The sequence below is a fragment of the Pseudomonas sp. JS425 genome (genome assembly GCF_018223845.1).
Classification (GTDB): domain Bacteria; phylum Pseudomonadota; class Gammaproteobacteria; order Pseudomonadales; family Pseudomonadaceae; genus Aquipseudomonas; species Aquipseudomonas asiatica.
On sequence record NZ_CP073661.1, the window covers coordinates 4,281,753 to 4,302,716 of the forward strand.

The following is a 20,964-nucleotide window of genomic DNA, read 5'->3' on the forward strand; positions in this document are numbered from 1 at the left end:
GGGGCAGAGCCCTGCGATGCGCGTGGGTACAAGGGCACCTCTAAAAACGTACCGGGAGGCGGTAACTTCACAGTGACCGAACAGTCTTGTCCGGACTCTTGCGACAAATACTCACGGGTCATTTTCTGTCGTGGCGTGTAAACTCCACTACAAACCGGCCAAAGGCCGCAAAACCCTGCTCCACACCTGGTCTTTAGAGGTGTACCTGCGCCCGGCTGCAAGCCTACGGCGAACGTAAAACCGCTCGTATCTTGACCGTAACACCCAATCCGGTCAATACGGCAAATCGGTCACCCTCCAGCCGCGTTCCTGTGATTTTACTGGCCTGCGGCAAATTCAAACAAACGTTTGTATTGGACCCGCCAAGTGGTGTAGATATAATGCGCGGCCAAGACAAAACGGTGTAGTCCGTCATTTGCCCAGCTACAGTTCCGCCGTTGCGTAGAACCGCTGCGAATGCCCCGCGCACCCAATAAGACAAAGCAACAGCACGAGCCTTGATGAGTAGGAGAGAACCAGTGGAACGCGAATACATGGAATTCGACGTGGTCATCGTCGGCGCCGGCCCGGCGGGCCTGTCCGCCGCCTGCCGCCTGAAGCAGAAGGCCGCCGAAGCCGGTAACGAAATCAGCGTCTGCGTGGTGGAAAAAGGCTCTGAAGTCGGCGCCCACATCCTATCCGGCGCGGTGTTCGAACCCCGCGCCCTGAACGAGCTGTTCCCCGACTGGAAAGAGCTCGGCGCGCCGCTGAACACCGAAGTGAAGCGTGACGACATCTACGTGCTCAAGGATGCAGGTAGTTCGACCAAGGTGCCTGACCTGTTCGTGCCCAAGACCATGCATAACCAGGGTAACTACATCATCTCCCTGGGCAACCTGTGCCGCTGGCTGGCCCAGCAGGCCGAGAACCTGGGCGTGGAAATCTACCCGGGCTTCGCCGCCCAGGAAGCACTGTTCGACGACAACGGCGTGGTCCGTGGCATCGTCACCGGCGACATGGGCGTCGACCGCGAAGGCAACCCGAAGGACGGCATGTACACCCCTGGCATGGAACTGCGTGCCAAGTACACCCTGTTCGCCGAGGGCTGCCGCGGCCATATCGGCAAGCAGTTGATCAAGCGCTTCAACCTCGACAGCGAAGCCGACGTCCAGCACTACGGCATCGGCCTGAAGGAAATCTGGGAAATCGACCCGGCCAAGCATGAGCAGGGCCTGGTGGTGCACACCGCTGGCTGGCCGCTGGACGTCATGGCCAAGGACAACACCGGTGGTTCGTTCCTTTATCACCTGGAAAACAACCAGGTAGTCGTCGGCCTGATCGTCGACCTGTCCTACGCCAACCCCTACCTGTCGCCGTTCGACGAGTTCCAGCGTCTCAAGCACCACCCGGTGATGGCGCAATACCTCGAAGGCGGCAAGCGCATCAGCTACGGTGCCCGTGCCATCTGCAAGGGCGGCTTCAACTCGCTGCCGAAAATGGTCTTCAACGGCGGCGCGCTGATCGGCTGCGACCTGGGTACCCTGAACTTCGCCAAGATCAAGGGCAGCCACACCGCAATGAAGTCCGGCATGCTCGCCGCCGAAGCCGTGGCTGATGCACTGATCGCCGGCAGCGAAGGCGGTGACCAGCTCAACGGCTACGTCAGCGCCTTCAAGGCCAGCTGGCTGTACGAGGAGCTGTTCGCCAGCCGCAACTTCGGCCCGGCCATGCACAAGTTCGGCCCGCTGCTGGGCGCGGCATTCAACTATGTGGACCAGAACTGGTTCGGCGGCAAGCTGCCGTTCACCCTGCACGACACCAAGCCGGACTACGCCTGCCTGAAGCTGGCGGCCGAGTCGCAGAAGATCGATTACCCGAAACCGGACGGCAAGCTCAGCTTCGACAAGCTCAGCTCGGTATTCCTCTCCAGCACCAACCACGAAGAGGAACAGCCCTGCCACCTGAAGCTGACCGACCCGAACGTGCCGATCGCCAGCAACCTGCCGCTGTACGACGAGCCGGCCCAGCGCTACTGCCCGGCAGGCGTGTACGAGGTTGTCACCCAGGAAGACGGCAGCAAGCGCTTCCAGATCAACGCGCAGAACTGCGTGCATTGCAAGACCTGCGACATCAAGGACCCGGCCCAGAACATCACCTGGGTCACCCCTGAAGGCGCTGGCGGGCCGAACTACCCGAACATGTAAGGCCCCTGCCCTGCACTGACAAAAAGCCCCCGGTTCTCACGAGCCGGGGGCTTTTTGTTTTACCTGTACCGGCCTCATCGCCGGCAAGCCAGCGATGAGGCCAGAACAAACAACAGAAAACTATTTTTCACCACACATTACCGGCATCGGCTCTGCCGCGAACGCCAATGGCTCCCGACGCCCGAAGTACAAGGCCGTCAGCAACCCCACCGTGCCCATGACAAGACAAAAGCCGACACACACCCACGGGCTCCATGGCATCAGCGCAATCAGCGCCAGCGGCGTGGTGCTGGCCCAAAGAGCGTAGGCCACGTTATAGGTGAAGGAGATGCCCGACACGCGGATCTCGGCCGGGAACAACCCGACCATCACTGACGGCACCACGCCCACCACGCCGCAGGACAGGCCCGCCAGCGCATAGGCCAGCCAGGTCACGCCCCACTGCCCCACCAGGCTGGCATACAACGCGCCGATGCCCACCGGCAGCAACAGGCTGTAGATCATCAGTGCGCGCCAGGCGCCTGCACGGTCGACCAGCAGCCCGGCCAGCACGCAGCCGATGTTGAGGAAGACGATGCCCACGCTGCTAAGGGCAAAAGTGTGCCCGGCACTCATGCCGAAGCGCTGCTGCATCACTGTCGGAGTAATCACCACCAGCACCACCACGGCGGAAGTCAGCACGCAGGTCAGCAGCGCCGCCGGGATCAACGCCCGGCGGTGTTCGCCCAGCACCCGCCGCAGCGGGAAGCTCACCGGCTGCTCCTGGCGCGCGCGCAGGGCGAGGAACACCGGTGTTTCGCTGAGCCAACGACGCAACCACACGCCGATCACGCCGAATACCCCGCCGAGCAGGAACGGGTAGCGCCAGGCGTAGTCGAGGATTTCCTGCGGGGTGAACACTTGCGCCAGCAAGGTCGCGGTCAGTGCCCCCAGCAGATAACCAAAGGTCAAGCCGGCCTGCAGGAAGCCCAGGGCATAACCGCGCCGCCCGGCTGGCGCGTGCTCGGCGACGAAGGTCCAGGCACTCGGCACCTCGCCGCCCACCGCCGCGCCCTGCAAGATACGCAGTGCCAGCAGGATCAGCGGTGCAGCGTAGCCGATGTCGGCGTAGGTCGGCATCACCCCGATCAACAGGCACGGCAGGGCCATCATCAGGATGCTCAGGCTGAAGACCCGCTTGCGTCCCAGGTGGTCGGCGAAGTGCGCCATAAGGATGCCGCCCAGCGGCCGCGCCAGGTAGCCGGTGACGAAGATTCCGAAGCTTTGCAGCAGGCGCAGCCACTCGGGCATCTCGGGCGGGAAGAACAACTGGCTTAGGGTCAGCGCAAAGAATACGAAGATGATGAAATCGTAGATCTCCAGCGCGCCGCCCAACGCCGCCAGGCCCAGGGTCCGGTGGTCGCCGCGGCTGAACCGTGGCGGGCGAGCGGTATCGATGGCAGTCATGGCAGGGTCCGCAAATCGGCAAAGGGCAAGAGGATAGCAAATAGCTGCCCCCTTGCCCCGCCCGCTGCGGCTTTAGCGGTTGAACAGGGTGTTGACGAAATTGGCCTTCGGCAGTGGCCGCGCCGTGGCAACCGGCATGGCGCCCGGCAGCGGTAGCCTGCCGACCTGCAGCGGCGAATCGATGATCGCCATGAATGCCTCCAGTGCCTCGTTGTCGGGCACCTGGGGCAAGCTCATGCTGACGGCCTGGCGCTCGGCCTGCGGCACCAACGGCACTTGCAACTGGTTGGAGTGATAAAGCAGGGCATGCTGGATCTGCGTGCTGACGCGACAGAAGCGCGCCAGATCGACCCCGACATGGCTGGCCAGCTCGATATTGCCCAAAAGCAGGTGGAAAGGCTGCAAGGCACTCAGCACCAGGCGCTGCAGCTCCTCGAAGCTTTCCACTGGCGCTATCCGGTAGTAGCCCAGGCCGTTGAGCAGCCGCTCCAGTTGCAAGCGCTGGCAGGGGTGTGCATCGGCGATGAGGATGCGCAGGGTCTTGTTGGCCATGGTGGGACCTGGGCAGTTGGGTAACGGTTAGGCTCCATGACCATACTGCGCCAGTAACGGCTGCTGCCTAGGCTACGCCTGGCAGGGGTCTTCTTTGATAGAAGTCGGGAAAGCCGTGGAAATCAAGTGATCGACTGACGGAATTTTCATCTGCCTTCAACCCGGCGATCACGATTCCCACTCGCGCATGCGCACACGACAGTGCTTCATGGCGTTGACGATGTGCTTTTCCACCAGGCTGCGGGAAATACCCAGGTGCTCGGCAATCTGCTGGTGTGACAAGCCTTCGAGCTTGCGCAGCAGGAAGCAGTCGCGGCAGATCTTGCTCAGCTCATCCAGGGCACGCTGCATCAGCGCCAGGCGCTGGTCGAGCTGCATGTCATGGGTTGGCGCCGGGGTGTGCCAGCGCTCGTCGTTGTCCAGCACCTCCAGTGGCTCGGCCTGGCGCACCTGGTGCCGGCGGTGGCGGTCGACAACCAGGTTGAGCGCGGTGCGGTAGAGGAAAGCACGCGGGTGCTCGATGCGCTCGGCGTCGGTGCGCTCCAGCACTCGCAGGTAGGCATCATGCGCCACGTCTTCGGCGGCCTGACGACTGCCCAGGCGCGAAGAAAGAAAACCCACCAGTTCGCGATAGTAATGTTCCACGACGTTACCTGAGATCGTCCTGCCAGCCTATGCCAGAAAGCCCTTTCAGGCAGCAACGCGGGACCGAGTGATGTCAACGTGCGATCTTACAAATTATAATTATTCTCAGCAACAAGGGTATGTCATGGGCTATCTAGCGCCTGTCGCCATACACCTGTCAGCCCCTGCTCAATACTCGCTAAATCCCCTCCTGCCGCTTTCGTCTATCTGGCACCCACTCGGCTGGATGTCTGCATGAGACCTTTAACCAACACCCGTCGCCGGCTCCTGCTCAGCGGCCTGGGCCTGCTCGGCCTGGGCAGCCTGCTGGCCTGGAAGGCCCTGCCCTACGGCGCACAGCCGCTCAGCACGGTTGCCGTGACCCGCGCCGACATCGAAAGCAGCGTTACCGCACTGGGCACCCTGCAACCAAGGCGCTACGTGGACGTCGGTGCCCAGGCATCGGGGCAGATCCACACCCTGCATGTGGAGGTCGGCGACATGGTGCGCAAAGGCCAGCTGCTGGTCGAGATTGACCCTTCTACCCAGCAGGCCCGGCTGGATGCCGGCCGCTACTCGATCGACAACCTCAAGGCCCAGCTGGCCGAACAACGCGCTCAGTTCCAACTGGCCCGGCAGCAGCTCAAACGCCAACGGGAGCTGGCCGCCGCCGGCGCCACCCGTGACGAGGACGTGCAAACGGCCGCCGCACAGCTGAAAGTCACCCAGGCACGCATCGACATGTTCCAGGCGCAGATCCGCCAGGCCCAGGCCAGCCTGCGCAGCGACGAGGCCGAGCTGGGCTACACGCGCATCTACGCGCCGATGGACGGCACGGTAGTGGCGGTGGATGCCCGTGAGGGGCAAACCCTCAATGCCCAACAGCAAACCCCGTTGATCCTGCGCATCGCCAAGCTCTCGCCGATGACCGTGTGGGCCCAGGTGTCGGAGGCCGACATCGGCAAGGTCACCCCGGGCATGACCGCCTACTTCACCACCCTGGCCGGCGGCAAGCGCCGCTGGACCAGCACCGTGCGGCAAGTGCTGCCGATCCCGCCCAAGCCACTGGAGCAGGCCAGCCAGGGCGGCGGCAGCCCGGCCAGCGTCAGCAATGGCAGTGCCGGAAGCCAGGTGGTGCAGTACAGCGTGCTGCTGGATGTCGACAACCCGGACGGCGCCCTGATGGCCGAGATGACCACGCAGGTGTTCTTTGTCGCCGGCAAAGCCAGCCAGGTGCTGACCGTACCACTGGCCGCGCTGGACGAAGGCGATGGCCTGCGCCTGGCGCATGTGCTGACCCGCGACGGCAAGGTGGAACAGCGCCAGGTGCGCACCGGCCTGAGCGACCGCCTGCGGGTGCAGGTGCTGGACGGCCTGAACGAAGGCGAACGCCTGGTGATAGGCGCCCCTGGCGTCAGCGGAGGTTGAATGAGCACACCCCTGATCGAGCTGGTCGACATCCGTAAATCCTACGGCGGCATCGAAACGCCCAAGGTCGATATCCTTCATGGCATCAGCTTGCGCATCCATCCCGGCGAGTTCGTCGCCATCGTCGGCGCCTCTGGCTCCGGCAAATCGACCTTGATGAATATCCTCGGCTGCCTCGACCGCCCCACTTCCGGCAGCTACCGCTTCGCCGGCAAGGATGTGGCCGAGCTGGGCCGCGACGAACTGGCCTGGCTGCGCCGCGAGGCATTCGGCTTCGTGTTCCAGGGCTACCACCTGATCCCCTCGGGCTCGGCCCAGGAAAACGTCGAAATGCCGGCCATCTATGCCGGCATCGCCGCCAACGAACGCCACGCCCGTGCCAGCGCCCTGCTCGGCCGCCTGGGCCTGACCAACCGCACTGGCAACCGCCCGCACCAGTTGTCTGGCGGCCAGCAACAACGGGTGTCGATTGCCCGGGCGTTGATGAACGGTGGCCATATCATCCTCGCCGATGAACCCACTGGCGCCCTCGACAGCCACAGCGGCACCGAAGTGATGGCGTTGCTCGACGAGCTGGCCAGCCAGGGCCACGTGATCATCCTGATCACCCATGACCGCAATGTCGCGGCGCGGGCGCAGCGCGTGATCGAAATTCGCGACGGCCTGATCATCAGCGATTCGGCCGCCGAAAAGCCCATGGTCGAAAACAGTCGCGGGCTACAGGCCGACCAGCTGCGCCAGCGCCTGGACCATGGCGCAACCTTGCACGGGGCATGGAAAGGTGAATTGTTCGAAGCCCTGCAGGCGGCCTGGCGGGTGATGTGGGTCAACCGCTTCCGCACCGCCCTGACCCTGCTGGGGATCGTCATCGGCGTGGCCTCGGTGGTGGTGATGCTGGCAGTGGGCGAAGGCAGCAAGCGCCAGGTCATGGCGCAGATGGCAGCCTTCGGCTCGAACATCCTCTACCTGAACGGCAAGCCGGCGAGCCTGGGCGAGCAGGCCGGCACCATCACCCTCGACGATGTCGCTGCCATCGGCCAACTGCCGCAGGTCAAGCACGTGATGCCGGTGATCGGCGAAAAGATGATGGTGCGCCACGGCAACAACAGCCAGCGGTTCTATGTGGGTGGCAACAACACCGGGTTCACCGAGATTTTCAACTGGCCGGCGGTGCAAGGCAGCTTCTACAGCGATGCCGATGAAGCCAACGCTGCCGCGGTGGCGGTGATCGGCCAAAAAGTGCGGGAGAAGATGCTCGACCCTGGGCGCGACCCTTTGGGGCAGTACCTGTTGATCGGCAATGTGCCGTTCCAGGTGGTCGGTATCCTGGCCGGCAAGGGCGCCAGCTCTGGCGACCAGGACAGCGACGGGCGCATCGTGGTGCCCTACTCCGCCGCAGCCATCCGCCTGTTCGGCCAGCGCGACCCGGACTACATCGCCGTTGCCGCCCTGGACTCCACGCGGGTCAACGAAGCCGAAGCGGCCATCGACAAGCTGCTGCGCCAGCGCCACAACGGCCGCCAGGACTTCGAGCTGACCAATGACGCGGCGCTGATCCAGGCCGAAGCGCGCACGCAGAACAGCCTGTCGCTGATGCTGGGGGCGATCGCCGCGATCTCGCTGCTGGTGGGTGGCATCGGCGTGATGAACATCATGTTGATGACCGTGCGCGAGCGCACCCGTGAAATCGGTATCCGCATGGCCACCGGCGCGCGCCAGCGCGACATCCTGCGGCAATTCCTCAGCGAGGCGGTGATGCTGTCGATGGTCGGCGGCCTGGCCGGCATCGTCCTGGCCCTGGCCATCGGTGGCGGCCTGATGCTGGCCGAAGTGGCGGTGGCCTTTGCCCTGCCCGCCATGCTCGGCGCCTTCGCCTGTGCTGTCGTCACCGGCATCGTGTTCGGCTTCATGCCAGCGCGCAAGGCCGCCCGCCTCGACCCGGTCAAAGCCCTTACCAGCGAATAACCCATGACTCTGCCTAGCCGCATCAGCCTGTTGCCCCTGTGCGTATGCCTCGCCGCCTGCAGCACGCCGCAAACACCCGCCAGCGGTATTGCCGCGCCATCTGCCTGGCAAGGCGAGGCCGCATCACCCTCGGCCCAACTGCCAACGACGCAGTGGTGGCAAGCCTTCGCCAGCCGCGAACTCGACCGCCTGGTGCAGCACGCCCTGCACAATGCCCACGACCTGGCTGCTGCCACGGCACGGGTACGCCAGGCCCAGGCCCGCGCAGTCATCGCCGGCGCGCCGCTGCTACCGGAGCTGAAGCTGGGCCTGGATGGTAGCCGCCAACGCCTGCTGCACGGTGACGGCTACGACCAGCTGGATGTCAGCCGCAGCGAACCCACCAGCACCTCGTTCGACATGCAGCTCAGCGCCAGCTACGAAATCGACTTCTGGGGTGGCCTGCGAGCGACCCGTGACAGCGCCCTGCGCAGCCTGGATGCCAGCCGCTTCGACCGCCAGACCGTGGAGCTGACCTTGGTCAGCGCGGTGGCCGACAGTTACCTGCAGGGCCTGGCTTTGCAGGAACAGTTGCGCATTGCCCGCCTCAACCTGCGCAATGCCCAGGACGTGCTGGGCCTGGTCGAGGCACGCCAGCGCAGCGGTTCCGCCACGCGCCTGGAACTGGCCCAGCAGCGCAGCCTGGTGGCCGCGCAGCAACGCCAGCTGCCGTTACTGGAGCAGAAGTGGCAAGACAGCCGGGTCACCCTGGCGACCCTGCTCGGCGACCCGGTGCAGTCGCTGCCCACCAGCCAGGACGCGATCAACACCCTGCAATGGCCCGCCATTGGCAGCGGCGTGCCCAGCGAGCTGCTCACCCGCCGCCCCGACATTGCCGCAGCAGAAGCTCGGCTCGCCGCCGCCAGCGCCAATGTGCAGGTCGCCCGCGCCGCCATGCTGCCCAAGCTCACCCTCGGGGCCAACCTGGGGGCTGGCGCCAATACCTTTGCCCATTTGTTCGACAGCTCCTACTACACCCTCACCAGCGGCCTGGTCGCACCGATCTTCAACAACGGCCGCCTGCGCGCCGCGCATGAACTGGCCGAGGCTGAACAGGCAGAGTTGCTGGAGAACTACCGCAGCAGCATCCTGGCCGGTTTTGCCGATGTCGAGAAGGCGCTCAATGCGATCCAGGGCGTGGACCGCCAGCGGCAGTGGCAGGATGAAGAAGTGGCGCAGGCGCGCCTGGCATTCGACCTGGCGCAGCAGCGTTATGGCGCGGGAGCGGAGACGCTGTTGAGCGTGCTGGAGACCCAGCGCACCTTGTATGCGGCGCAGGACCAGCAGGCCCAACTGCGCCTGGCCCGGTTGCAGGGTAGCGTGGCGTTGTACAAGGCATTGGGGGGTGGTTGGGTGGTCAGCCAGTAGGGTCACCTGTACCGGCCTATCGCCGGCAAGCCAGCTCCCACAGGATCTGCACCGGGTCAAGACATGCGCTGTACCTGTGGGAGCCGGCTTGCCGGCGATAGGGCCGCTACAGGCAGCAGCTAGTTCCGCACCTTCAGGTTGCGCGCATACCACGGCCGCTGCGGTACCTTGGGCCGCAGCTTGTCGAGCAGGTCGTCATCGCTGTAGATGATGCGCAACGCCAGCTTCATGGTCTCGGGGTCCATCTCTACACTGCGCCCGGGCCGCAAACCCGGCACCGTCGAGCAACCATGGGTATCCGGCCCTAGCCACGGGTCGGCCACCTCCACCCAGCGCCCTGGGGCAAACCATGGCACACCATTGACTTCCAGGCGCCGCACCTCGCCCGGGTGCAGCCGCTCATGAGCGTGGAACCAGTCCTCGATGCGGTCGTCGATCCAGCCATGAAAGTGCCAGAACACCGGGTTCACATGGGATGAAAACGGGTCACCGAGAAAATCGTTCTGTTCTGCGAACCAGCGTTCGGCAAAATCATCCGGCGTGCGCGCCGTCGGCACCGGCATGCCGTTGGAGGGGTCGCGCGGCACCGATGCCCAGCGCATGTGCAGCCAGTCGTGCAGGCCCAGCTCCACTTCCGAACCGAACTGGCCCAGGGTCAAGGTGCTCAGGTACTCCGGGTCGGTGTAGCGTGACTCCCAGACCTGAAAGTTGCCATGGAAGGTATCCGGCGTCTTGATGTCGCGCACCCACTGGGTGTATTCCGCATCACCGCTGGCCAGCCAGGTGGGCGGCAGGGCATTGCCGTCATGGTTGTCGAAGTAGCGGGCGAATCCGGCCCGGTCGCGCTCCAGTTCCGGCTGCGGCAACGGGAAGCGCGTCCATGACGGCAAGTCCTGCAAGGCACGGGCCCTGCCAAGCATGTGCCGGTGCATGAAGAAAAAGTCTTCGCCCGAGCCGTTGCGGTCCTTGTGCCGGCCCCGCGCGTCACGCTCGCGATCACGAGGCCCGGGCTGCCAGCCCAGGCCACGCAGGGCGCCCTGCTTGTCCTTGCCCAGTTTGTGCCATTTGTCCCGCGACGAATGCCACAGCTGGTGGAACAGGCGATGCTCCGGGGCGGTCAGCCAGGCCAGCAGTTGCGGGTTCAGCGGGGTACGCTCGCGCGCCTCGGGGAAGGTTCGCTTCAAGGCCAGGAACTGGTTGTCCTCCACGGGCAATGTCAGAGCGCGGTCCAGGCGTGCAATGCGCCCGTTGAGGGTCGCCGGCCCGGCGTTGCCGAACCGGCCCCAGACCTCGTCGAGCACGATATGGCATTCATAGCGGGCACGGGCCGAAAACAGACGCCAGCGCAGGGTGCCCGGTTTGTCTGCCAACAGGTCGCCTACCACGCGGTAGCGCGGCTCTTCCTGCCCCCGCAGGCGCTCGGGGGTATCCAGGTAGCCGCGCAGGGAGCGCCCGCTGGTTGCCACATCCAGGAACAGTTCCAGTTCACCTGTGGGCAGGCCGTCCAACCCCGCATCCTTGCCTTGCAGGGTCCAACGCCAGATCCCGCGCAGAGTATCGCCCAACTGCTGCAGGCGGGTATCGGCCAACTCGACTACGGCCTCGCCAGGGGTTTCCGGGAATTCCTCGGCGGCACGCTGGCGCTGCACATACAGCGCCCCCAGCGCACCGGGCACCACCACACCCGTCAGTGCCACACCGGCGATGAAACCGCGTCGGGAAATCGTCATTGCATACCTGTGCATTCATTGCGGCCATGGAGCACGGCCCGTCCAAGGCTAGAACGTTGCACGGCAGGCGAAATTTAGCGGCTTGCCACCCCCGCCCTGAGGGCAACTCGGTCAATGTAGGAGCGGCCTTGTGTCGCGAAAGGGCCGCAAGGCGGCCCCGGCAATTTTGCAGAGGTGCGAAGATCCTGGGGCGCTGCGCACCCCTGTCGCGACACAAGGCCGCTCCTACAGGGCCCTGCGCCAGCGACCTAATAGCGGCTAAATTTCCCGGGTGCGAGCTCGTTCACTGCAGGTAGCGGCGACCTCTGTGCCCATCCCTCGACGGTGAACCTACTGAGACCAAGATGACGACTCCACGCTGGAAGAAAGCCCTGTTTATCAGCCTGTCCGCGGCGGTTGCCGCTGGTGCCGGGTTTGCCGCCTGGCACTACTTCGCCACACCCGCTGGCTATTCCAGGGAGGTGACCCGCCAGGCCAACGACCTGCAGGAACGCATCATCTCGTTCGACAGCCACGTCACCCTGCCGCTGACCTTCGGCACCGAAGGCAGTGAGGCCGACAAGGATGGCGATGGCCGCTTCGACCTGGCAAAGGCCGCACGCGGGCGTTTGTCCGGCGCGGCCCTGACCATCTTCGCCTGGCCAGAGTCCTGGACCGGAGACGGCGGCCCGCACCGCCCGACCCCAGGTTTCGTCGAAGCCGCCCGCCACACCCAGGAGGTGCGCTACAACGCCATCACCGCCATGGTCCGCGACTTCCCGCAGCAGGTGGGTATTGCCTATACCCCGCAAGACATGCGGCGCCTGCACGGCGAAGGCAAGTTCGCGGTGTTCCTCAGCATGCTCAACGCCTATGCGCTGGGCGATGACATCGACCAGCTCGACCGCTGGGCCGCGCGCGGCGTGCGCATGTTCGGCTTCAGCTATGTGGGCAACAACAGCTGGGCCGACTCCTCGCGTCCGCTGCCGTTCTTCAATGACACCGCCGATGCCCTGGACGGCCTGTCGCCGGTCGGCAAGCGCGCCGTGCAGCGGCTGAACGACCTGGGTGTGATCATCGATGTGTCGCAAATGTCCAGCAAGGCGCTGGCCCAGGCCGTTGCCCTCAGCCGCGCGCCGGTGGTGGCCTCGCACTCGGTGCCACGGGCGATGGTCGACATCAGGCGCAACCTCTCCGACAAGGAGCTGCAGCTGATCAAGGACAGCGGCGGCGTGGTCCAGCTGGTGGCTTTCTCCACCTACCTCAAGCCCTTGAGCAGCAAGACCCAGGACAAACTCAACGCCCTGCGCGCCCACTACGACCTGCCACCACTGGCCAACCTCGACTACGCACTGATGCCAGGTGACCCGGTGATTGCCGGCTGGCCCGAGCAGAAGGTCGGCCAATATGCCAACGCGCTGTACGGCATTCTAGAGGAGGAACCGCCGGCCACGCTCAAGGACTATGGCGACGCCATCGATTACACCGTGCGCAAGATCGGCATCGATCATGTCGGCCTGAGCTCGGACTTCAACGAAGGCGGTGGCATCGACGGTTGGCAGAACGCCAGTGAAGCACGCAACGTCACCGCCGAACTGATCAGCCGCGGCTACTCCGAAGCGGATATCGCCAAGCTCTGGGGCGGCAACTTCCTGCGGGTGTGGGAGCAGGTGCAGCGCGCCGCTCAACCTGTCGCCACCTCATCCCCCTGACCCTTGCGAGCCATTTGATGAACGATCGTCGCACCTTTCTCAAGCAGGCCGGCCTGCTTGCGGCCGCCCTGCCCCTCACAGGCCCACTGCTGCCTGCCGCCCAAGCGGCGGCTGCGCAGCCTGCAACCGCCAGCGACTGGGCCGGGTTTCGCAACCTGTTCGAGCTGGACCCGGCGTACGCGCACTTTGCCAACTTCCTGATCACCTCGCACCCAAGGCCCGTGCGCGAAGCCATCGAGGCGCTGCGCGCCCGCTTCGACCGCCACCCGGCCCGCATGGTCGACTGGGACAGCCAATCGGAGTGGAAGCACGAGGCCGCCGTGCGTGAATGGGCAGCCCGCTACCTCGAAGTGACGCCCCGGCAAATTGCCCTGACCGGCAGCACCACCGAAGGCCTGGGGCTGATCTATGGCGGGCTGAAGATTGCCCCGGGGCAGGAAATTCTCACCACCGTGCACGAGCATTCGGCCGCCCGCCATACCATGGGCTTTCGCACCACGCGCGATGGCACACCGGTGCACCGGTTGCGCCTGTTCGACGACCCCGCCAAGATCAACAGTGATCAGGTACTGACCACCATCGCCGCGGCCATTGGGCCGAAAACCCGGGTACTGGGCATGACCTGGGTGCACTCGGGCAGTGGCGTGAAACTGCCCGTCGGCGAGATCGGCGCACTGGTGCGCGAGGTCAATCGCCAGCGTGACGAGCAGCACCAGATCATCTACGTGATCGACGGTGTGCACGGCTTCGGCGTCGAAGACATGCGCTTTGCCGATCTCAACTGCGACTACTTCATCGCCGGCACGCACAAGTGGATGTTCGGGCCGCGGGGTACCGGGATCATCTGCGCGGCGTCCACCGAACTGAAGCAGCTGAACCCGACCATTGCCACGTTTTCCGAGAACGAGGACTTTGCCACGGTGATGACGCCCGGGGGTTACCACGCGTTCGAGCACCGCTGGGCATTGGGCAAGGCGTTCGAGTTGCACCTGCAGCTGGGCAAGGCGGCGGTGCAGGCACGGATTCATGGGCTCAATGACTATCTCAGGCAGCGGCTAGAGGCGCTGCCGGGGGTCGAACTGGTGACACCGCGCAGCACGCAGTATTCGGCGGGGTTCACCTTCTTCCGGGTCACGGGGCAGGATGCTGACGAGGTGGCCCGGTATCTCAACAGCCAGCGCATCGTGGTCGATGCGGTGTCTCGGGATGTCGGGCCGGTGGTGCGGACGGCGCCTGGGCTGTTGAATACCGAGGCGGAGATCGAGCGATTGGTCGAGGTGTTGAAGAAGCACCTTCGCGGGTGAGGCCGGGGGGCCGCTTTGCGGCCCATCGCGACACAAGGCCGCTCCCACATGGTTCGGTGGGCGCTGTGCTTTGGTGGGAGCGGCCTTGTGTCGCGAAAGGGGCGCAACGCGCCCCCGGCGAGCTCAAGTCAGGACTGGCCACCGACCCGCTTCAACCACGCCCCGACATCCCGGTAAATCCCCTCCACCTGCCCCACGATCCCCGACATGCGCAAGAAGTCATGGGTCAACCCCTCCACCCGGGCAAAGGTCACCGCCGTCCCACCCGCCACCAGCCAGTCACGATAAGCCATGCCCTCATCATGCAACGGGTCATATTCGGCCACGAACAGGTAAGCTGGTGCCAACGGCTGGCGCAGCGTCGACAGCAACGGCGATACCCGCCAGTCAAGGCGCTGCTCGCGCTGCGGCGCATAGTGCTGGTAGAACCACTCCAGGGTAGGCGTCTCCAGCAGGTAACCCTCGGCATGCTCGCGATGGGACTCACGCCAGCAGGAGATATCGGTCACCGGGTAGAACAGCAACTGTGCCAGCGGCTTGAACGCCAGCGCCTCGGGCTGCTCCACTGCCGTAATGGCCAGCACCGCCGCCAGGCTGGCGCCCACGCTGTCCCCTGCCAGCACCACCCGGCGGTTGTCCAGGCCCAGCGAGGCCGCCTGCTCAGCCAGCCAGTTGGCGGCGTCCAGTACATCGTGCAGGGCCTTCGGGAACTGCTGCTCCGGCGCCAGCCGGTAGTCCGCCGCCAGCACCGCGAACTCGCCCAGGGCCGCCAGGCGACGGCACACCGAGTCATGCGAATCGAGGCTGCCGACCACATAGCCGCCGCCATGCAGGTACAGGATCACTGGCTGCAAAGCAGCTCCAGCATTGCCCTGGCGGTACAGACGAGCAGCCAGACGGGCACCGTCGCGCGCGGTAATCTGCAACTCGCTGGCCGTGACGTTGCCGGGCGGGCTCGGGTCGAGTACCTGCGAGCTGCCTTCGAACTCGGCACGGGCCTGGGTCACGTCCATCGCGTGCATGGGCAGGCTCCTGCCCGTCAGCCGGCCAAATTCGACCAGTTCCAGAAATGCCGCCAGATCAGGGTGCAGTGCCATGTGGGTTCCTTGGGTGAACAATGTGACTCGAGCCTCCCTACGGGACGTAGCAGCACGCCGAAAAATTACCCGCCCACACGGCTAAATCGTTGGTGCAGGCACTCGTTATCCCTGCACAACGAAAGACCGCCAGAGGCATACCGTGGACCTTCAGAGCATCCTCAGCAAACTGTTCGCCAACGCCCATGCCGTGGGCATCGAAGGCGTTTTCCAGTTCGTCTTCGGCCAGGACCGGGCCTTCTGGTCGGAGGTGCGTGACAGCAGCCGCACCGGTGCCGGCCGGCACAGCGCCCCGGACGTCACCATCGAGGTGGCCGAGCGTGACTTCCTCGGCATCATGGGCGGCACCGCCAACGTCGAAGAACTGTTCGCCAGCGCCCGCCTGAAGATCAGCGGCAACATGGGTTTGGCCACCCTGCTGCCGCAGATCATCAGCAACGCCCGGCGCGGCGCGCCGGCGACCAAGGTATCGATGAACCAACGCTACCCGACACCGGCACGCCTCAGCGAACGGGTGTCGGCCGCGCAACCGGTGCAGCGCGAGGTGGCACGCGTTGCCCGCGCCGACATGCCGCTGGCGCGCTTCCAGGGCGAATACCTGGCGCACGGCACGCCGGTGGTCATCAGCGATGCCCTGCAGGACTGGCCGCTGTTCACCATGGGCCGCGAAGCTTCGCTGGAGCATTTTGCCGAACTGCAGGGCATCACCCGGCACGGCGACTACGTGAAGAAGACCTTCTCCACCGACCGCGACTTCCGTTCCACTTCCATGACCGACTTCATCGCCTCGCTGGACACCCCTGCCAAACCCGGCGAAACCCCGGCCTACATGGGCAACAACATCGTGCCGGAAAAGCTGCTGAGGCTGATTCGCTACCCGCATTACTTCGCCCGCGAGAAGTTCATTGCGCCGCGCATCTGGATCGGTCCCAAGGGCACACTGACGCCATTGCACCGCGACGACACCGACAACCTGTTCGCACAGGTATGGGGGCAAAAGTCGTTCATCCTTGCCGCGCCGCACCATCGCCCGGCCCTGGGTACCTGGTCGACCAGCCCCAAGGGCGGCCTGGACGGCTGCGACTTCAACCCCGACGCCCCGGACTACCAGCGCTTCCCGGCGGCGCGCGAGGTGCCGTTCCTGCGCGTGGTGCTGCAGGCCGGTGACCTGTTGTTCCTGCCCGAAGGGTGGTTCCACCAGGTGGAGTCTATGACCACCTCGCTGTCGGTGAACTTCTGGGTGAATTCCGGGCGCGGCTGGTAGCCGGGATTGCCAGGGGCCGCTGCGCGGCCCCGGCAATCGATCAGACCGCCGCGATCAACGCCTCGGCAAAGCGCTGCGCGACCTCGTCGATCTGCTCGCCACTGATGATCAACGGCGGCAGGAAGCGCACCACTGCCCCATGCCGCCCACCGAGTTCCAGGATCAGCCCGCGCTTGAGGCACTCGCGCTGCACCTTCGCCGCCAACTCACGGTTGGCCGCCGGATGCCCAAGCGCATCCCTGTGGCCTTGCGGATCCACCAGTTCCACCCCAAGCATCAGGCCACGCCCGCGAATATCACCCAACTGCGGATAATCTCGCTGCAACTGCTGCAGGTGCTGGCGCAGGCGCTGGCCCATGGCCTCGGCATGCTCTGCCAGGCGATGCTCGACCAGGTAATCGATCACCGCCGAACCCGCCGCCATGGCCATCTGGTTACCACGGAAAGTGCCGGCGTGGGCGCCCGGCTTCCAGGTGTCCAGCCAGTCGCGATACACCACCACCGCCAGCGGCAGGCTGCCGCCAATGGCCTTGGACAAGGTGACCACATCCGGGATGATGCCGGCATGCTCGAAGGCGAACATGCGCCCGGTACGGGCGAAACCGCTCTGGATCTCATCGACGATCAACGCCACGCCGGCCTGCTCGGTGATACGGCGTACCCCCTGGAGCCACTCGATTTCGGCCGGGATCACCCCTCCCTCGCCCTGCACCACCTCGAGGATCACCGCCGCTGGCAGCGGCACGCCGCTTTCCGGGTCGAGCAGCAGGGTTTCCAGGTAATGCAGGTTGGCCCTGACCCCGGCTTCGCCGCCCAAGCCGAACGGGCAACGGTAGTCGTAGGGGTACGGCATGAACTGCACACCGTTGCCCAGCAAGGCCCCCAACGGCTGCTTCGGCCCATGGCTGCCCATCAGGCTCAGCGCCCCCTGGCTCATGCCATGGTAGGCGCCCTGGAAGGCCAGCACGGTGCTGCGGCCGGTGGCAGTGCGCACCAGCTTCAGCGCTGCTTCCACCGCATCGGTACCGGTCGGGCCGCAGAACTGGACCTTGGCTTCACGGCGTAACGCCTCGGGCAGCACACCGAACAGGTCCTGGACGAAGCGGTCCTTGACCGGCGTGGTCAGGTCCAAGGTGTGCAGTGGCAGTTCATCGGCCAGTACCCGCTGGATCGCCTCGACCACCACCGGGTGGTTGTGGCCCAGCGCCAGCGTGCCGGCGCCGGCCAGGCAGTCGATGAACTGGCGGCCTTCGACATCCTCCACATGGATGCCACGGGCGCGCTTGAGTGCCAGCGGGATGCGCCGCGGGTAGCTGCGGGCGTTGGACTCCTGTTGTTGCTGACGTTGCAGCAAAGGCGAATCGGTGAACTCGTACAAGCCACGCGGCGCGCTGGCCGACGGGACCTGGGCAAGGCAGGAAGCGGTGGACATGGGTGAATCCTCGCAAGCAAGCGAAAGTGCGGGTGTTCGTCGCTTGAAAAACGCTTGAGTGCGGGGAGGATTTAGCGGTTGCTGTGGGATTTTTGAAAGCAGGCCCGGCCTCTTCGCGGGTAAACTGAACTGGCCTAATGATCCCGGACACCTCTTAAGGGCGATATGATTCGCCCAATCAGGAGGTTCCATGCAAGAACGAAAGACCTACACCCGCGAGTTCAAGCAACGTGCTGCCAGCATGGTCCTTGATGACCACTGCTCGATTCCCGACGTCTGCGCCTCAATGGACGTCGGCCCTACAGCCCTGCGCCGCTGGGTTGATCAGGTGCGTAAAGAGCGACACAAGGGCCAGCCAGTAGCCGGTACCAAAGCGATCAGCGACGAACAGCGCGAGCTCCAGCAGCTGCGAGCCAAGATCAAGCGCCTGGAGACCGAGGCTGAAATCTTAAAAAAGGCTACGGCTCTCTTGATGTCGGATCCCGATCGTTTTTCCTGATTGAGGAACTGAGAGAGTCAGGCTCGTATCCGACCAGCCTTCTTTGCAGTGCGCTGAGCGTATCCCGTAGCGCGTTTTATGACTGGCTTCGCCGTCGTTCAACACCGAATACCAAGCGTGACGAACTCAGAGAGAAAGTAGTTCAGCTGCACGTCGAAAGCAGGGGAAGCGCGGGCGCGAGAATGATCTCTGAGTACCTGAAGGCCCAGCAGCTCAAGGTGGGACGGTATCTGGCCGGAAAACTCATGGAGGAGGCAAATCTGGAAAGCAAGCAGCGTCGTCCTCATCGGAATCGCTCCAAAGGTGTTGAAGCGTTTGTGGCCAAGAACCTGCTCGAACGCAACTTTGAGCCAACAGCAATTAACCAGGTCTGGTGCGGTGACGTGACCAGTTTGATGGTTGGGAAGCGCTGGTATCACCTGGCAGTAGTGATTGACTTGTTTGCGCGTCGGATCGTTGGCTGGGCGTTTTCCCTGATCAACGACGCCAACTTGGTTAGCAAGGCACTGAGGATGGCAGTAGGGGTTAGGGGCAAGCATACAGGCTTGATGTTTCACTCGGATCAAGGCTGCCAATACACCAGCCAGCGCTTCCAGTCCGAGCTGCTTGAGCATGGCATAACGCAGAGCATGAGTCGCAGGGGACAATGCTGGGACAACGCACCAACAGAGCGTTTCTTTGGAACGCTCAAGTCAGAATGGGTGCCGCCCAAGGGCTACAAGGAAATTGAAGAAGCCAAGCAGGACATGACCAGCTTCTTCATGCGATACAACCGAATCAGGCTCCACAGCTACAACGACTACCTGTCACCAATAGCTATGGAGCAGCAGGCGGCTTGATCACCGTAACCGGTGTCCGGAAATACTTGACCAGAACAAACCCGCTCCCACAGGATGGACTGCCCCCAAGAAGTTGGACACCAATCCAACCCTTGGGGGATCTATGGGTAAATACACAGAGCAGTTCAAGCTCACGGCTATCACCGCTTACCTAGAGGGCAGCCGGGGCTTTCGCAAGGTGGCACAACACTTTGGCATCGATTTCAGCCTGCTTCGGCGCTGGGTTGCTGGCTACCAAGTCGATGCCAGCCTCGGCCCTCGCTCGCATGGTCGCCGCTACACCGAGGAATTCAAGCGGCGGGTGCTCAAGTACATGCTTGAGCATCGCCTGTCCCTGCGCCAAACAGCGGCGCACTTTGACCTTGGACAGTCCTCACAGATAGGCATTTGGCTGCGGCAGCACTACAGTGGCAGTCCTGAAGCCACTCTCGCCAAACAAAGAAAATCAGCCGTGCCGAAGAAAATTAAGCCCATCAAGCCGACAGATACCAATGACGCAGAGAAATCTCGTGAGCAGTTGTTGAGCGAGCTCGAGTATCTGCGCATGGAGAATGATGTCCTAAAGGAGTTAAAGGCTCTGCGAGAGGAGAAGGAGCGAACACGGACGAAAAAGCCCTGATCGTCTGTAAATTCAGACATAAATATCCGCTGCCTGATCTCTTGCAGATGGTGGGGTTGGCACGCAGTACCTTTTATTACCAGATCAAGTGCCAGCAAAAGCCGGACAGGCACGCCTCGCTCAAGGAGTTGGTGCAGCGTGTCTATCACGAGGAGAAAGGGCTGTATGGCTACCGCCGCATTGCCCTTGCCATCAGGAATCAGGGGACCTTGGTCAACAAGAAGGTCATTGAACGGTTGATGGCTGAGCTTGGTTTGCAGTCCGTTGTACGCCCGAAGAAGTATCGATCCTATCGCGGCATTGTCGGCAAGGTGGCAATGAATTTGCTGGAGCGTAATTTCGTCGCGCAACGCCCCAACCAGAAGTGGGTGACCGATGTCACTGAGTTCAAAGTGGCCCAACAAAAGCTCTACCTGTCGCCCGTGATGGACTTGTACAACGGTGAGATCATCGCCTATGAAACAGCTTGCCGGCCTACTTATGGCTTGGTCGGGAACATGCTGGAAAAGGCGCTCGATGGGTTGGGTGAAAAGCCCAAGCTAGTGATCCACTCAGACCAAGGATGGCATTACCAGCAGCCCCAATACCGCCATAAGCTCGCAGCGCGCGGTGTGAAGCAGAGCATGTCTCGCAAGGGCAATTGTCTGGATAATGCAGCGATGGAAAGCTTCTTCGGCACACTGAAGTCAGAGTTCTTCTACCTGAAGCGCTTTGAAAGCGTCGAACAGCTGAAGGCGGGCCTGGAGGAGTACATCCATTACTACAACCATGACCGCATCAGGCTGAAACTCAATGGCCTGAGCCCTGTCAGCTACAGGACTCAGGCCACTGGCTAAAACTGTCCAACTTTTCGGGGGCAGTCCAGGATTGGCACAGATCTCAGG

At 63.8% G+C, this 20,964-nt stretch carries 16 protein-coding genes; 10 read left to right on the forward strand and 6 right to left on the reverse strand.

From position 1 onward, the window contains the following. The first annotated feature begins 518 nt into the window (after window positions 1–518). Complete coding sequence (locus KDB76_RS19890) at window positions 519–2,183, forward strand: electron transfer flavoprotein-ubiquinone oxidoreductase (RefSeq protein ID WP_013973455.1); 1,665 nt, start codon at window positions 519–521, stop codon at window positions 2,181–2,183. A 120-nt stretch (window positions 2,184–2,303) separates the two neighbouring features. Here the strand turns inward: KDB76_RS19890 and KDB76_RS19895 are convergent, their stop codons facing one another. The 3 genes from KDB76_RS19895 to KDB76_RS19905 all read right to left on the reverse strand — a co-directional run bounded on the left by KDB76_RS19895 (window position 2,304) and on the right by KDB76_RS19905 (window position 4,826). After that, the gene (locus KDB76_RS19895; protein WP_038410006.1) at window positions 2,304–3,629 is read right to left on the reverse strand and encodes an MFS transporter; all 1,326 of its coding nucleotides are present in this window, start codon (window positions 3,627–3,629) and stop codon (window positions 2,304–2,306) included. Between the two features lie 72 nt (window positions 3,630–3,701). Beyond that, complete coding sequence (locus KDB76_RS19900) at window positions 3,702–4,181, reverse strand: hypothetical protein (RefSeq protein ID WP_013973457.1); 480 nt, start codon at window positions 4,179–4,181, stop codon at window positions 3,702–3,704. A gap of 168 nt (window positions 4,182–4,349) precedes the next feature. Further along, the gene (locus KDB76_RS19905; protein WP_013973458.1) at window positions 4,350–4,826 is read right to left on the reverse strand and encodes a sigma-70 family RNA polymerase sigma factor; all 477 of its coding nucleotides are present in this window, start codon (window positions 4,824–4,826) and stop codon (window positions 4,350–4,352) included. A gap of 234 nt (window positions 4,827–5,060) precedes the next feature. Here KDB76_RS19905 and KDB76_RS19910 point away from each other — a divergent pair, with 234 nt between their 5' ends. From KDB76_RS19910 to KDB76_RS19920, 3 genes are read left to right on the forward strand one after another with little or no spacing between them, the layout of a single operon-like run. After that, on the forward strand, window positions 5,061–6,233 hold the full coding sequence (locus KDB76_RS19910; RefSeq protein ID WP_013973459.1) for an efflux RND transporter periplasmic adaptor subunit: 1,173 nt from the start codon (window positions 5,061–5,063) through the stop codon (window positions 6,231–6,233). Then, window positions 6,234–8,198, forward strand: coding sequence for a MacB family efflux pump subunit (locus tag KDB76_RS19915; protein ID WP_038410007.1), 1,965 nt, complete (start codon window positions 6,234–6,236; stop codon window positions 8,196–8,198). Between the two features lie 3 nt (window positions 8,199–8,201). Beyond that, window positions 8,202–9,605, forward strand: coding sequence for an efflux transporter outer membrane subunit (locus tag KDB76_RS19920; protein WP_013973461.1), 1,404 nt, complete (start codon window positions 8,202–8,204; stop codon window positions 9,603–9,605). Between the two features lie 119 nt (window positions 9,606–9,724). Here KDB76_RS19920 and KDB76_RS19925 read toward each other — a convergent pair whose 3' ends face one another. Continuing rightward, entirely contained in the window at window positions 9,725–11,335 is a 1,611-nt protein-coding gene (locus KDB76_RS19925; protein WP_038410008.1) for a hypothetical protein, read from the reverse strand. A 344-nt stretch (window positions 11,336–11,679) separates the two neighbouring features. Here KDB76_RS19925 and pvdM point away from each other — a divergent pair, with 344 nt between their 5' ends. Both pvdM and KDB76_RS19935 read left to right on the forward strand, forming a co-directional pair. Then, window positions 11,680–13,026 (forward strand): pyoverdine-tailoring dipeptidase-like protein PvdM, encoded by a 1,347-nt coding sequence (gene pvdM / locus KDB76_RS19930; RefSeq protein ID WP_013973463.1) that lies wholly within the window; start codon window positions 11,680–11,682, stop codon window positions 13,024–13,026. A 17-nt stretch (window positions 13,027–13,043) separates the two neighbouring features. Next, complete coding sequence (locus tag KDB76_RS19935; protein WP_038410009.1) at window positions 13,044–14,330, forward strand: aminotransferase class V-fold PLP-dependent enzyme; 1,287 nt, start codon at window positions 13,044–13,046, stop codon at window positions 14,328–14,330. A gap of 128 nt (window positions 14,331–14,458) precedes the next feature. On the opposite strand, the gene KDB76_RS19940 is transcribed toward KDB76_RS19935, so the two are convergent. Next, the gene (locus tag KDB76_RS19940; RefSeq protein WP_013973465.1) at window positions 14,459–15,427 is read right to left on the reverse strand and encodes an alpha/beta hydrolase; all 969 of its coding nucleotides are present in this window, start codon (window positions 15,425–15,427) and stop codon (window positions 14,459–14,461) included. A 142-nt stretch (window positions 15,428–15,569) separates the two neighbouring features. On the opposite strand from KDB76_RS19940, the gene KDB76_RS19945 reads away from it, so the two are divergent. Continuing rightward, window positions 15,570–16,691, forward strand: coding sequence for a cupin-like domain-containing protein (locus tag KDB76_RS19945; RefSeq protein WP_038410010.1), 1,122 nt, complete (start codon window positions 15,570–15,572; stop codon window positions 16,689–16,691). 40 nt (window positions 16,692–16,731) lie between these two features. Here KDB76_RS19945 and KDB76_RS19950 read toward each other — a convergent pair whose 3' ends face one another. Beyond that, the gene (locus tag KDB76_RS19950; RefSeq protein WP_013973467.1) at window positions 16,732–18,123 is read right to left on the reverse strand and encodes an aspartate aminotransferase family protein; all 1,392 of its coding nucleotides are present in this window, start codon (window positions 18,121–18,123) and stop codon (window positions 16,732–16,734) included. A 190-nt stretch (window positions 18,124–18,313) separates the two neighbouring features. Between KDB76_RS19950 and KDB76_RS29925 the strand changes: the two genes are divergently transcribed. From KDB76_RS29925 to KDB76_RS19960, 3 genes are all read left to right on the forward strand, one after another. Continuing rightward, on the forward strand, window positions 18,314–18,622 hold the full coding sequence (locus KDB76_RS29925) for a transposase (protein WP_024086157.1): 309 nt from the start codon (window positions 18,314–18,316) through the stop codon (window positions 18,620–18,622). Between the two features lie 8 nt (window positions 18,623–18,630). Continuing rightward, window positions 18,631–19,461 carry an IS3 family transposase gene (locus KDB76_RS19955; RefSeq protein ID WP_230491506.1) on the forward strand — a complete coding sequence of 277 codons (831 nt, stop codon included), beginning with the start codon at window positions 18,631–18,633 and terminating at the stop codon, window positions 19,459–19,461. A gap of 103 nt (window positions 19,462–19,564) precedes the next feature. After that, window positions 19,565–20,916 (forward strand): IS3 family transposase gene (locus KDB76_RS19960; protein ID WP_230684691.1). Its coding sequence is split into 2 segments (ribosomal slippage): window positions 19,565–20,042 and window positions 20,042–20,916, totalling 1,353 coding nucleotides; the frame shifts between segments, so codons are not numbered across the junction. Window positions 20,917–20,964: the final 48 nt, after the last annotated feature.

Coding starts and splice junctions, on each gene's coding strand:
- pvdM (WP_013973463.1), top strand. CDS start 11,680: ATGACGACTCCACGCTGGAAGAAAGCCCTGTTTATCAGCCTGTCCGCG.
- KDB76_RS19935 (WP_038410009.1), top strand. CDS start 13,044: ATGAACGATCGTCGCACCTTTCTCAAGCAGGCCGGCCTGCTTGCGGCC.
- KDB76_RS19940 (WP_013973465.1), bottom strand. CDS start 15,427: ATGGCACTGCACCCTGATCTGGCGGCATTTCTGGAACTGGTCGAATTT.
- KDB76_RS29925 (WP_024086157.1), top strand. CDS start 18,314: ATGCAAGAACGAAAGACCTACACCCGCGAGTTCAAGCAACGTGCTGCC.
- KDB76_RS19920 (WP_013973461.1), top strand. CDS start 8,202: ATGACTCTGCCTAGCCGCATCAGCCTGTTGCCCCTGTGCGTATGCCTC.
- KDB76_RS19895 (WP_038410006.1), bottom strand. CDS start 3,629: ATGACTGCCATCGATACCGCTCGCCCGCCACGGTTCAGCCGCGGCGAC.
- KDB76_RS19900 (WP_013973457.1), bottom strand. CDS start 4,181: ATGGCCAACAAGACCCTGCGCATCCTCATCGCCGATGCACACCCCTGC.
- KDB76_RS19915 (WP_038410007.1), top strand. CDS start 6,234: ATGAGCACACCCCTGATCGAGCTGGTCGACATCCGTAAATCCTACGGC.
- KDB76_RS19950 (WP_013973467.1), bottom strand. CDS start 18,123: ATGTCCACCGCTTCCTGCCTTGCCCAGGTCCCGTCGGCCAGCGCGCCG.
- KDB76_RS19910 (WP_013973459.1), top strand. CDS start 5,061: ATGAGACCTTTAACCAACACCCGTCGCCGGCTCCTGCTCAGCGGCCTG.
- KDB76_RS19925 (WP_038410008.1), bottom strand. CDS start 11,335: ATGACGATTTCCCGACGCGGTTTCATCGCCGGTGTGGCACTGACGGGT.